Genomic DNA, 12,773 nt, shown 5'->3' on the forward strand with positions numbered 1-12,773 from the left:
GCTAAGAGTCCATATGATTCATAGGAGAAATCACGTAAGTGCTTTGGTACTTCTTCACATTGAAAGTAAACTTTTGATTCTGTATAATTAACAGAGTCTAAAGGGGTGAACGAATGTTACATTCAAAGAGTAGGTGGCTTGTGAAAGAAGCGCCTGAACAAATTGTACAAACATTACAACAGGAACTTTCCGTTTCTTCTATAATAGCGAAACTTTTATACAACCGTGGCATTAAAGATAGTGATACAGCACGGTCTTTTTTATGGAGTGAAAAACAAGAATTTCATGATCCATTTCTTTTAAAGGGAATGGATATTGCGACAGATAGGATCAAACGGTCAATTGAACTTGGAGAAGCTATTTTAGTTTTTGGTGATTATGATGCAGATGGGGTAACCAGTACATCTGTATTACTTTCTACTTTGAGAGACTTAGGTGCAGAAGCGGACTTTTATATTCCAAACCGTTTTAATGAAGGATATGGACCTAATGAAAATGCTTTCAGATGGGCATATGAAATGGGCTATTCATTAATTATTACAGTCGATACGGGAATAGCGGCCATCCATGAAGCAGCTGTGGCGAAGGAATTGGGCTTAGATTTAATTATTACGGATCATCACGAACCGGGCCCAGAATTGCCAGATGCGTTAGCCATCATCCATCCTAAACTACCGAACTCAAATTATCCATTTCATGAGCTAGCAGGTGTTGGCGTTGCGTTTAAAGTGGCACACGCTCTCTATGGCCATGTACCTGAGCATTTATTGGATTTAGTCACGATTGGTACGATTGCGGATTTAGTTCCCTTATTTGGAGAGAACCGCAGTTTGGTTAAGAGAGGGTTGAAAAGCTGCAATCCACCAACCGACCAGGCTTACAGGCACTTTGCAAAGTGGCAGGGACGACGGTGGATAAGTTAAATGAGGAAGGTGTAGGATTCACAATTGGTCCAAGACTTAATGCCATCGGAAGACTATCAGATGCTGATCCTGCCGTTGACTTACTATTAACCGATGATATGGAAGAAGCATTAGCCATTGCAGAAGAAATAGATCAGATGAATAAAGAGCGTAAAAATATTGTTTCGACTATAACGGAAGAAGCCATCGAAATGGTGGAGACCCAGTTTCCATTAGAAGACCACTCAGTTTTAGTACTAGCCAAGGAAGGATGGAATCCAGGGGTAGTAGGAATTGTGGCCTCTCGACTAGTAGATAGATTCTATCGTCCTACAATTGTTCTTGGCATTGATTCAGAGAAAGGAATAGCCAAAGGATCTGCTAGAAGTATCGTTGGGTTTGATTTGTTTCAAAACTTATCGACAATGAGAGAACTTCTTCCTCATTTTGGAGGTCACCCAATGGCAGCGGGTATGACATTGAATATAGAAGACGTTAACGAGCTTCGTGCTCGCTTAAATACTCTAGCCAAGGAAACCCTTACGGAAGAAGATTTTGTACCACTTACAGAAGTAGATACACATGTGACCCTTGATGAAGTGTCGTTAAAAAGTATTGAAGAGCTAGACCTTTTATCCCCATATGGTATGGGCAATCCAAAACCGAAGTTTGTTATTGATAACGTTCATATTGGCAATATGAAAAAAATTGGTGGAAACGGAAATCACCTTAAACTAAATGTGATCCATAATGGTACGTCTTTAGATGGAATTGGATTCCATTTAGGTGAATTAACAGAACAGCTATCACCTGTCTCCCAGATTTCTCTGATGGGTGAACTGGCCATTAATGAATGGAACTCTATGAAGAAACCACAGTTATTTATTAAAGATATTAATGTAAGTGACTGGCAGCTTTTTGATGTTAGAGGCTTGAAGCAAGATAAATGGGTACATGATGCATTAAATAAAGAAGCTCTGTTTATTTCTTTTGGTGAGGATGTAAGCGAAAAAGTAGGACTGTCGTCTATTGAAAAAAATGTGGTTATAACGAACGAATTAGATGTAAAAGCTATAGAAGAAAAGTATACGACCGTCGTTTTCTTAACGATCCCAACTAAAGAAAATTTAATAAGAGACGTACTTAACCATTTAAAGCCGGAACGTGTTTATGCACACTTTTACACAGATGGAACAGACTATTTCTCAACCATGCCAACACGGGATCACTTTAAATGGTATTATGGATTTCTGTCTAAACGGGGTCAATTTGATTTAATGAAGCACGGGGGGCAATTAGCAGCACACAAAGGATGGACAAAAGACACAATTGATTTTATGTCACAGGTGTTTTTGAATTAAATTTTGTTACAATAGAGGATGGATTATTATCCTTAAACCCTGATAAATTAAAAAAAGATTTATCCGATTCGAGATCGTATCGGCAAAAACAGGCTTTGTTTAAGCTAGAACAAGAACTAGTGTATTCTTCCATCACAGAATTAAAACGATGGTTTGACGAACAACTTAAAGAGCCTGTTCATAATGAGGAGGAAACAGAAGTATGGACTTAAAACAATATGTTACCATTGTAGAGGATTGGCCAAAACCAGGTATTCGCTTTAAAGATATTACAACTCTAATGGACAATGGTGACGCTTATAAATATGCAACAGATCAAATTGTAACGTATGCAAAAGAAAGACAAATTGATCTAGTTGTAGGTCCAGAAGCACGTGGATTTATTATTGGATGTCCTGTAGCCTACTCTCTTGGATTAGGTTTCGCACCTGTCCGTAAAGAGGGAAAACTACCTCGTGAAGTGATCAAGGTAGATTATGGCTTAGAATACGGGAAAGACGTTCTTACAATCCATAAAGATGCCATTAGACCTGGTCAACGTGTCTTAATTACAGACGACCTACTGGCTACAGGCGGAACAATTGAAGCAACCATTAAATTAGTGGAAGAATTAGGTGGAGTCGTAGCAGGGATTGCTTTCCTAATTGAATTGACTTACTTAGAAGGCCGTGACAAGCTTGAAGGTTATGATATCTTAACTCTAATGCAGTACTAATTCATGCTAACAACAACAAGGTGAGCGCTCGATTTCGAGTGCTCTTTCTTTATAATGATCACTATTCTGTATAACAAACGACATAAATGGAGATTATTCGATAAAATTAAACTCTTTCCCTTTACATCTTTAGGTATTTTTTTCGATAATAGTAAGAAACTACTTAAAAAAGTTCTAATGGATAAGATAGATACTATTACAAAAGTTAAGGTGATAAATGATGGCCAAAGACCAAGTCCTTACTTCTGATCAAGTGATCGAACGTACAAAAAATATTTAGAAGAAGATGATGTGGCTTTGGTCCAAAAAGCATATGAATATGCGGATAAAGCCCATAAAGAGCAATTTCGAAAATCGGGTGAACCCTACATTATTCACCCGATTCAAGTAGCAGGTATTCTCGCAGATTTAGAAATGGATGCGGCAACCGTTGCAGCTGGGTTTCTACATGATGTCGTTGAGGATACACCCATATCAAAACAAGATATTGCTGAAACTTTTAATGAAGAGGTGGCAATGCTTGTTGATGGTGTAACCAAACTAGGGAAAATTAAATTCAAATCTCAAGAAGAGCAGCAAGCAGAAAATCATCGAAAAATGTTTGTGGCTATGGCACAGGATATTCGAGTCATTTTAATTAAACTAGCTGATCGTCTCCATAATATGAGAACATTAAAACATCTGCCAGCGGAAAAACAACGTAGAATTGCCAATGAAACCATTGAAATTTTTGCTCCTTTAGCTCACCGTTTAGGGATTAGTAAAATTAAATGGGAACTTGAAGACACGGCGTTACGTTATTTAAATCCACAGCAATATTATCGCATTGTGAACCTAATGAAGAAAAAGCGAGATGAACGCGAGCAATACGTTGATGATGTTATACACGAGATGGAAGATAGCTTACGTGATGTAGACATTCACGCTGAGCTTTCTGGACGACCGAAGCATATATATAGCATTTACCGTAAAATGGTTCTACAAAACAAACAGTTTAATGAGATTTATGATTTACTAGCTGTTCGAATCATTGTCAATAGTATTAAAGATTGTTATGCCGTGTTAGGAATTATTCATACGTGTTGGAAACCAATGCCTGGTAGGTTTAAAGATTACATCGCAATGCCAAAACCAAATATGTATCAATCTCTTCATACAACAGTGATAGGACCTAAGGGAGACCCTCTTGAGGTTCAAATTCGAACAAGAGATATGCATCGAATTGCTGAATACGGGGTAGCGGCTCACTGGGCGTATAAAGAAGAGAAAGAACATGTGGCTTCAAGAAATACATTTGATAAAAAGCTATCTTGGTTTAGAGAAATATTAGAATTCCAAAATGAATCAACGGACGCTGAAGAATTTATTGAAGCGTTAAAAATCGACCTATTCTCTGATATGGTGTTTGTATTCACGCCAAAAGGGGATGTCATTGAACTGCCTTCTGGCTCTGTTCCGATAGATTTTGCTTATCGTATCCACTCTGAAATTGGGAATAAAACGATTGGAGCAAAAGTGAACGGTAAAATGGTTACATTAGATTATCGCTTAAGAACAGGTGATATTCTGGAGATTTTGACATCCAAGCACTCTTATGGACCTAGTCAGGATTGGTTAAAGCTGGCCCAAACCTCTCAAGCAAAGCATAAAATTAAACAATTCTTTAAAAAGCAACGAAAAGAAGAGAACGTTGAAAAAGGCCGAGAGCTTGTTGAAAAAGAAATACGTTCAATGGAATTTGACTTAAAAGAAGTTATGACGAACGAAAACATTAAACGTGTTTATGAAAAATTCAACTTCTCGACAGAAGAGGATATGTATGCCGCCGTTGGCTATAACGGTTTAACAGCCGCCCAAGTTGCCAATCGCTTAACCGAAAAGTTAAGAAAGCTTCGTAACCAAGAAGAGTCCCTTCTTGAAACAATGGCAGAGCTTAAGGCCCAACCGACAACGAAACGCCGAGGAGAAGCAGGTGTCGCTGTAAAAGGTATTGATAACCTACTTATCCGCCTTTCTAGGTGCTGTAATCCTGTTCCTGGAGATGAAATTGTAGGCTTTATCACAAAAGGTCGAGGAGTTTCTGTTCACCGCAGTGATTGCCCAAACGTAGGTACAGGTGATGGAGAATTGAACCGCCTGATCGAAGTCGAATGGGAAACAGATGTGAACAATCGTAAGGAGTACAATGTAGATATTGAGATTTCAGGATTTGACAGAAGAGGTCTACTGAATGAAGTTCTTCAAGTAGTCAATGAATCAAAAACGAATATAACGGCTGTTGCAGGTAGAACGGACCGGAATAAAATGGCCACCATTTCCATGAGCATTTCTATACAGAACGTAAGTCACTTGCAACGTGTTGTGGAAAAGATTAAACAGATTTCCGATGTCTACTCTGTACGCCGTACGATGACGTAAGGGGAGAAGAGTAGTGAAAGTTGTATTGCAACGAAGTAAAGAAGCTAGTGTGTCAGTCAGTGGCGAAGTTGTAGGAAGAATTGATTCAGGATTAGTGTTACTAGTTGGAATCACTCATGAGGACACTAAACAAGATGCCGAGTATGTGGCTGACAAAGTAGTGAATTTACGGATCTTTGAAGACGAACAGGATAAAATGAATCACTCCTTACTTGATAAAGGTGGAGAAATTTTATCGATTTCCCAATTCACTCTTTATGGTGATACAAAAAAAGGAAGACGCCCAAACTTTATGGAAGCAGCAAAGCCTTCAATTGCTAAGGAATTGTACGATTACTTTAATCTTTGCTTACGAAATAAAGGAGTAAACGTAGCAACAGGGGAATTTGGGAGCATGATGGATGTATCATTAGTAAATGATGGCCCAGTTACCCTAATCATAGAAAGTAAAAGCTGAAGAAGATCGTCCTTCTTCAGCTTTTATTATTGAAAGGAGAAGCAATTAGTGTGATGAGAAATACTCTTCAATTCCTGATACGATTCCATCCGTAGCACGGTCGAGGTATTCGTCCGTATGAATGGTTCTCTCTTCTTTGCTATTACTAATATAGCCAAGCTCTAGCAATACGCTTGGTTGAGTATTTTCACGTAAAACAAAATAGTCTTCCTTTTTGGTCCCACGATTTCTTAATGAAATACTACTAGCAAGACCTTTATTAATCGTATCAGCTAAGTCTTTTTGGTTTTCATGGTAATAATAGGTTGTAAAGCCGGTTATACTTTCATCCGCAATACTATCGAAGTGTAGCGACAAAAAGGCATCAGCTTGATAGTAATTAGAAAATAATGTTCGTGTAGAAAGGGGGATATACTGATCGTTTTCTCTAGTAAAGACCACATTAAATTGCAATTCAGTTAGCTTTTCTGCTAATATCCTCGAGGTTTTCAACGTTAAATCCTTTTCTAACGACTCATTTGCCCCTATGGCTCCGCTATCTTCGCCCCCGTGGCCTGCATCTATCAGAATTAAAGGCCTTCCAGCAAATTCTTCTAGTGATTGACGGTCATCCATCATAGTTGATGGTGAAAAGACCACCCAGCTTGCGACATACCCTACTTGATCCTCATCTAATTGAATTTTATACCATTCACCAGAGGGTTCAATTACTGTATATTCCTCTCCAGCCTTCCCATTTTTTATAGTGGTGGCTTGGGTAGATGGCTCTTCTCTAATGTTTGTATTATCATAAAGTAAAAATATAGAAGAGAAGGAATCCGTTGGATTGATGCTACCGTAACCGACAAACGAGAACCAAGAAGGAATCCAGCCAGTTTCGCCCTTATACTGTATCTTATACCAGGAGGAAGACGAATCTAGAAGGCTAAATTCTTCCCCATAAGCCACTTCTCCAAGCTTTTCGCTTGAAAAATTAGGGCTACTGCGAACGCTAAGTGTTGGAGCAGAAATACTTACTTTTTGATCCATAGTATGTGTAAAGGAAGGAACTTCCGGTGAAATGATAGAAAGAGTACCTCTTTTCATCCATCCTTCATACCTATCATTCATGACCAATAACCAGTCGTTCCACTCATGCAGAATAGATAATGGCTCTTCGGGTAGGAGTGTCTTGATCAACTGTGAATCTTCTGTAGGACCAGAATAAAGATTTGCGGAATGTTGGTTAACCTGAGCTGCTTTTAACAAATGGCTTCCACTATCAAGTGCTGTAACAAATTGACTAGATACATATCCAGAAAAGGAAGAAGACTGTATTTTCGTCCATTCTTCTGTTGAACTTGAGAAGATTATAACTTCTTCATCGCGCCTAAGCAATCCAACAATAGGAGCTTCAATGCTGGGACTTTCTCTTACATTTAGCCTGTCTCCTGTTACCTTACCAATCGTATTAACTGTTGATTCGATTGCGTATTGCCAGCTTGGAATCCATCCTATCTGTTCATCTAATTGAATCTTCAACCAATCTCCTTCTTGTTCAAGTATCATGACACTTGGAGGTAGGGTTGTAGCAAGAACTGGGTAACTTAAACCAGGTCCACTTCTAATAGAAAGTTTTTCATTTTGTTGCAGTGAATTTGTTTTAGCCAAGACGATTATAGGTATAAATGAAAATAGAAATAGTAGCAAAAGGAATAGTCCGAGCTTTGGGTTCATAACCACTCACCTTTCATATGATTTACCCCTTACCTTCTTAATTCTTGATAGAAAATAAAAATCCTTTTTCCCACATGAAAGTAAGGTGGATTGGAAAGACTAGTTTTATTGATAAAAGGGTGAAAGGATGTCAAGAATGAGAGCAAGCGAAAAGCAATCAATGAATAGTCTTCAGGACAGAGATGTATTTGGGTTAGATTTCCATCATTTTTTAGAAAAGGAGAAGTCATCAAATTCAGTTGAACTAGCCTCTGAATTTGGATTATCCTTAAGAGAAGTTCGGATGTTAAAGAAGAAATTGGAAGAGTACTAAATCCTAAGAAAAATATGCTTGACACCACACTATCTAGAAACGTAATATGATAGGTACAATCATATTTAAGAAAATAGTAAGAAAACCAATGACAGAGCAAAGTAGCTTGGAAACACATGAAAAGAGAAGAAATGTCTTAGGCTGAAAGCATTTCTACATGATGACCTTGTGAACGAACACTCAATAGGTTTCATTCTGAACTTTTAAACAGTAGGAATGAACGTGAACAGGCGTTAACTGTTATGAGTGGAAGCGAAATTTGCTTCAATTAGGGTGGCACCACGGGTATATAACTCTCGTCCCTTGTTTTATACAAGGCGACTGAGGGTTTTTTTGTTGTTTATTATTCTTATAAGGTTTTCAGAGAAGAACTGTAAAAGGAGGGGTATTCATGTCAATTAAGATTCCTAGAGGAACCCAAGACATTTTACCAGGAACTGTAGAAAAATGGCAGTACATAGAAGAGGTAGCAAAGGATATTTGCCGTAACTTTCAGTATAAAGAAATTCGCACACCAATATTTGAACATGCTGAATTATTCACACGAGGTGTTGGAGATACAACGGATATTGTTCAAAAGGAAATGTATACATTTAAAGACCGTGGAGATAGAGACCTCTCCTTACGCCCAGAAGGAACGGCAGCAGTGGTACGCTCTTTCGTTGAGAATAAAATGTTCGGTCATGCAAATCAACCTGTAAAACTATTTTACTCAGGTCCTATGTTCCGATATGAGCGTCCTCAGGCAGGCCGCTACCGTCAATTTGTTCAATTCGGTGTGGAAGCTCTAGGAAGTGAAGATCCAGCGATTGATGCAGAAGTCATTTCACTTGCGATGAGTTTATATCAAGCGGTCGGATTAAAAAAGCTAAAGCTAATTGTCAACTCATTAGGTGATAATGAGAGCCGTGTTGCACACAGAGAAGCATTAATTGCTCACTTTAAACCGAGAATCGAAGAGTTTTGCACAGATTGCCAAACTCGTTTAGAGAAGAATCCTTTACGTATCTTAGATTGTAAGAAGGACCGAGATCATGAGTTAATGGCCACAGCTCCTTCTATTTTAGACTATTTAAACGAAGAATCTCGTTCTTATTTTAAAAAGGTACAATCGTATTTATCGTTAATGGATGTAGAATTTGTTGTGGATCCAACGCTAGTACGTGGCTTAGATTATTATAACCACACAGCCTTTGAGATCATGAGTGATGCTGAAGGATTTGGTGCGATTACGACGTTATGTGGTGGTGGTCGTTATAACGGACTAGTCGAAGAAATCGGTGGCCCAAGCACACCAGGTATTGGATTTGCCCTAAGTATTGAGCGATTACTAGCAGCCGTTGATGCAGAAGAGGTAGAGCTTCCAGTCGAAAGTAAGGTAGATTGCTATGTGGTGGCATTAGGAGACCAAGCGAAAGACTACAGTGTGAAGATTGTAAGTGACTTAAGAAAAGCTGGTTTATCTGCTGAAAGAGACTATTTAGATCGAAAGCTTAAGGCTCAATTTAAAGCAGCAGACCGTGTTCAAGCACGCTATGTTGCTGTATTGGGTGAGGAAGAATTGTCCTCTGGAACCATCAATCTTAAAGATATGGAATCAGGCGAACAAGAATCGATTGAAATCTCAAAATTAGTAGAAGCCATACAAGAGAGATAAGAGGAGGAATGGGAACATGACAGTACGTTCACATTATTGTGGTGAAGTGACAGAAGTACAAGTTGGAGAAAAGGTTGTCTTAAAAGGGTGGGTTCAAAAGCGTCGTGATTTAGGTGGACTCATTTTCATAGACCTACGTGACCGTTCGGGTATCGTCCAAACGGTATTTAATCCAGAAACGTCAATGGAAGCTCTTCAGATTGCAGAAAAAGCACGTAACGAATATATTTTACAAGTATCTGGGTCTGTTCTTAAGCGTGACGAAAAAGCAATCAACCCAAGTATTCCAACAGGTAAGATAGAAATCTCTGTTGAAGAAGTAACCATTATTAACGAAGCAAAAAATCCTCCATTCATGATTGAAAACAACACAGATGTATCCGAAGACCTTCGTTTGAAGTATCGATACTTAGATCTTCGTCGACCTGAGATGATTGAAACGTTCAAGATGCGTCACCAAGTAACGACAAGCATTCGTAACTATTTAAACGACCAAGGCTTCTATGACGTAGAAACTCCCATGTTAACAAAAAGCACGCCTGAAGGTGCACGTGATTATCTTGTACCAAGCCGTGTTCATGAGGGGCATTTCTATGCATTACCTCAGTCTCCACAAATTTTTAAACAGCTACTAATGGTTTCAGGATTTGATCGATATTATCAAATCGTCCGTTGCTTCCGTGATGAGGATTTACGTGCAGACCGTCAACCGGAATTCACACAAATCGATATGGAAATGAGCTTTATGAGTCAAGAAGAAATTGTCGCTCTAATGGAAGACATGATGAAGCAACTGATGAAAGAAGTGAAAGGTGTAGACCTGCCTGCAGAGTTCCCACGCATGACGTATGACGAAGCAATGAGCAGGTACGGATCTGATAAGCCAGACACACGCTTTGCCATGGAGCTAATTGATGTAGCTGAAATAGTGAAGGATTCCGATTTTAAAGTATTTAGTGGAACTATTGCATCTGGCGGTCATGTTAAACTGTTGAATGTAAAAGGTGCTGCTGAACGCTACTCTCGTAAAGATATTGATGCGTTAACTGAATTTGTTTCAGTATACGGAGCAAAAGGACTAGCATGGGTAAAAGTAGAAGAATCAGAAGTAAAAGGACCGATCGCTAAATTCTTATCTGAAGAAGTTCAGCAAGGAATTAAAGCAACTGCTGGAGCAGAAGTAGGGGATTTATTACTATTTGTTGCAGACAAACCAAGTGTAGTAGCAGATAGCTTAGGTGCATTACGACTAAAGCTTGCAAAAGAACTTGGTCTAATCGACTCATCTAAGTTCAACTTCCTTTGGGTAACGGACTGGCCATTATTTGAATACGACGAAGAAGAAGGTCGCTACTATGCTGCTCATCACCCATTTACAATGCCTGCAGCTGCGGACGTAGACAAATTAACATCAGATCCTCGTAACGTACGTGCAGAAGCGTATGACTTAGTGTTAAATGGCTATGAATTAGGTGGGGGAAGCCTTCGTATTTACCAGCGTGATATCCAAGAAAAGATGTTTGAAGTACTAGGATTTTCTAAAGAAGAAGCAAAAGAACAGTTTGGCTTCCTTCTTGAAGCATTTGAATACGGTACTCCTCCGCACGGTGGAATTGCTTTAGGCTTAGACCGACTAGTCATGCTCCTTGCAGGACGTACGAACTTACGTGATACGATTGCTTTCCCTAAAACAGCAAGCGCAAGCTGTCTGTTAACGGAAGCTCCAAATACAGTAAGTGATGAACAATTAAACGAGCTTCACTTATCACTCTGTGTCAAAGAAAGTAAATAAATTCCATAGCTTGTTTCATTGATTCTTATGAAGCAGTGTGATATTATACTAACAACAACGAGTCCTGATGTGTTCGACGTTCAATCTATCTGTTTTGACCGAACATTTCTAACTAGGGAGTTCACGTTTTGAAGTGGCGTACATGCCTTCACTGAAAGGACGTACTAACGCTTCGAATAGGACACCCACCTGCTTGAGTGCGGGTTCAAAACGTTAGTCTCTCAAGCGACGGCACGATTGGGACTCGGGCTACATACAATTTCCCAGCTCCTCATCCATACGGGTGGGGAGCTTTTTATTGTGTTTTGTCATTCTAGTTTGGGTAAAAATAAAGTGAGCAGGATTTGTTCAGTTTAAATCATACCTTTTATATCGGAATATATTGATTTTATACAGCGAATGGGCTATTCTAATGCAAGACTATAGAGATTTTGGAGTTGATTATGTTGTTACATCAATTTTCGCGCAACGAACTTGCGATAGGAAAAGAAGGAATAGAAAAATTAAAAAACACAACAGTTGCAGTCCTTGGGGTAGGTGGGGTTGGATCTTTCGCCGCAGAAGCCTTAGCCCGAACAGGAGTGGGGCGTATCATCCTTGTTGATAAAGATGATGTGGATATTACAAACGTAAACCGTCAAATACACGCACTGCTTTCTACGGTTGGACAACCTAAAGCAGACTTAATGAAAGCACGTATTGCCGATATCAATCCCGAGTGCGAAGTCATCGCTCTTAAAATGTTTTACACAGACGAAACATACAAGGAATTTTTTTCATACGGCCTAGACTATGTGATTGATTCATCTGATACCATTTCCTATAAAATTCATTTAATGAAAGAATGCTTAAAACGAGGCGTGCAAATCATCTCAAGTATGGGTGCCGCAAATAAAACAGATCCTACTCGTTTTACGATTACAGATATCTCAAAAACTCACACGGATCCCATGGCAAAAATAATCAGAACTCGTCTTCGTAAAGAAGGAATCCATAAGGGAATCCCCGTTGTCTTCTCCGACGAGAGTCCCATTGTCATACGTGAAGATGTAAAAGAAGTAGTAGGGAAAAAGGATGCTCCTATCCGAAAAGCTCAATTACCGCCTTCATCCAATGCCTTTGTACCATCCGTTGCAGGGTTGATTGCTGCTAGTCATGTTCTTAATGATATTGTGAAGGAAATACCTGTACGCCGAGTAAAGGATTGAGCATAAGTAGAGCCAGCCGTGGGGACGGCTGGTTTTGGTTTTTTTGGGGCGTACGGTGTAGCGCGCGAGATGAAGGTTTACCCGCACCGAAAGAGCAGGCAGCCGTAGGCAAGAAGGGCAGGTGCACGCAAAGTCGGAAAAAGTGCACGCAAGAAGCCAAAAAGTGCACGCAAAGCCGAAGAACCCGCACGCAACCGATGGATGCCGCACGCAAGAAAGGGCAGGTGCACGCAA

At 39.5% G+C, this 12,773-nt stretch carries 7 protein-coding genes, 1 other RNA gene, 2 pseudogenes and 1 other annotated feature; of the genes and pseudogenes, 9 read left to right on the forward strand and 1 reads right to left on the reverse strand.

Annotated features, from left to right (window positions below; genetic code table 11):
• Positions 1 to 113 precede the first annotated feature (113 nt).
• The 4 genes and pseudogenes from recJ (at position 114) to dtd (ending at position 5,853) form a co-directional block, all read left to right on the forward strand.
• Positions 114 to 2,475 (forward strand): annotated as a pseudogene (gene recJ / locus M44_RS22655) (single-stranded-DNA-specific exonuclease RecJ).
• Positions 2,466 to 2,978: an adenine phosphoribosyltransferase gene (locus M44_RS11630; RefSeq protein ID WP_010173810.1), complete on the forward strand. Its 513-nt coding sequence runs from the start codon at positions 2,466 to 2,468 to the stop codon at positions 2,976 to 2,978. The pseudogene recJ and the gene M44_RS11630 overlap by 10 nt, the downstream one beginning before the upstream one ends.
• 220 nt (positions 2,979 to 3,198) lie before the next feature.
• Positions 3,199 to 5,396 (forward strand): annotated as a pseudogene (locus M44_RS22660) (RelA/SpoT family protein).
• A gap of 13 nt (positions 5,397 to 5,409) precedes the next feature.
• On the forward strand, positions 5,410 to 5,853 hold the full coding sequence (gene dtd / locus M44_RS11645) for a D-aminoacyl-tRNA deacylase (RefSeq protein ID WP_010173812.1): 444 nt from the start codon (positions 5,410 to 5,412) through the stop codon (positions 5,851 to 5,853).
• Between the two features lie 45 nt (positions 5,854 to 5,898).
• Here dtd and M44_RS11650 read toward each other — a convergent pair whose 3' ends face one another.
• On the reverse strand, positions 5,899 to 7,569 hold the full coding sequence (locus M44_RS11650; RefSeq protein WP_010173813.1) for an N-acetylmuramoyl-L-alanine amidase family protein: 1,671 nt from the start codon (positions 7,567 to 7,569) through the stop codon (positions 5,899 to 5,901).
• Between the two features lie 127 nt (positions 7,570 to 7,696).
• On the opposite strand from M44_RS11650, the gene M44_RS22665 reads away from it, so the two are divergent.
• The 5 genes from M44_RS22665 (at position 7,697) to M44_RS11670 (ending at position 12,539) form a co-directional block, all read left to right on the forward strand.
• Positions 7,697 to 7,882 (forward strand): RNA polymerase subunit sigma-70, encoded by a 186-nt coding sequence (locus tag M44_RS22665; RefSeq protein WP_337444093.1) that lies wholly within the window; start codon positions 7,697 to 7,699, stop codon positions 7,880 to 7,882.
• 79 nt (positions 7,883 to 7,961) lie between these two features.
• Positions 7,962 to 8,189: a binding site (T-box leader), on the forward strand.
• Between the two features lie 84 nt (positions 8,190 to 8,273).
• The gene (hisS, locus tag M44_RS11660; protein ID WP_010173815.1) at positions 8,274 to 9,539 is read left to right on the forward strand and encodes a histidine--tRNA ligase; all 1,266 of its coding nucleotides are present in this window, start codon (positions 8,274 to 8,276) and stop codon (positions 9,537 to 9,539) included.
• A gap of 16 nt (positions 9,540 to 9,555) precedes the next feature.
• On the forward strand, positions 9,556 to 11,331 hold the full coding sequence (gene aspS, locus M44_RS11665; protein ID WP_010173816.1) for an aspartate--tRNA ligase: 1,776 nt from the start codon (positions 9,556 to 9,558) through the stop codon (positions 11,329 to 11,331).
• A gap of 58 nt (positions 11,332 to 11,389) precedes the next feature.
• A non-coding RNA gene (gene ssrS / locus M44_RS26285) (6S RNA) lies at positions 11,390 to 11,579 on the forward strand.
• 198 nt (positions 11,580 to 11,777) lie between these two features.
• On the forward strand, positions 11,778 to 12,539 hold the full coding sequence (locus tag M44_RS11670) for a tRNA threonylcarbamoyladenosine dehydratase (RefSeq protein ID WP_010173817.1): 762 nt from the start codon (positions 11,778 to 11,780) through the stop codon (positions 12,537 to 12,539).
• Positions 12,540 to 12,773: the final 234 nt, after the last annotated feature.

Origin of the sequence: Bacillus coahuilensis m4-4, assembly GCF_000171615.1 — a bacterium.
Taxonomy (GTDB): domain Bacteria; phylum Bacillota; class Bacilli; order Bacillales; family Bacillaceae_K; genus Bacillus_T; species Bacillus_T coahuilensis.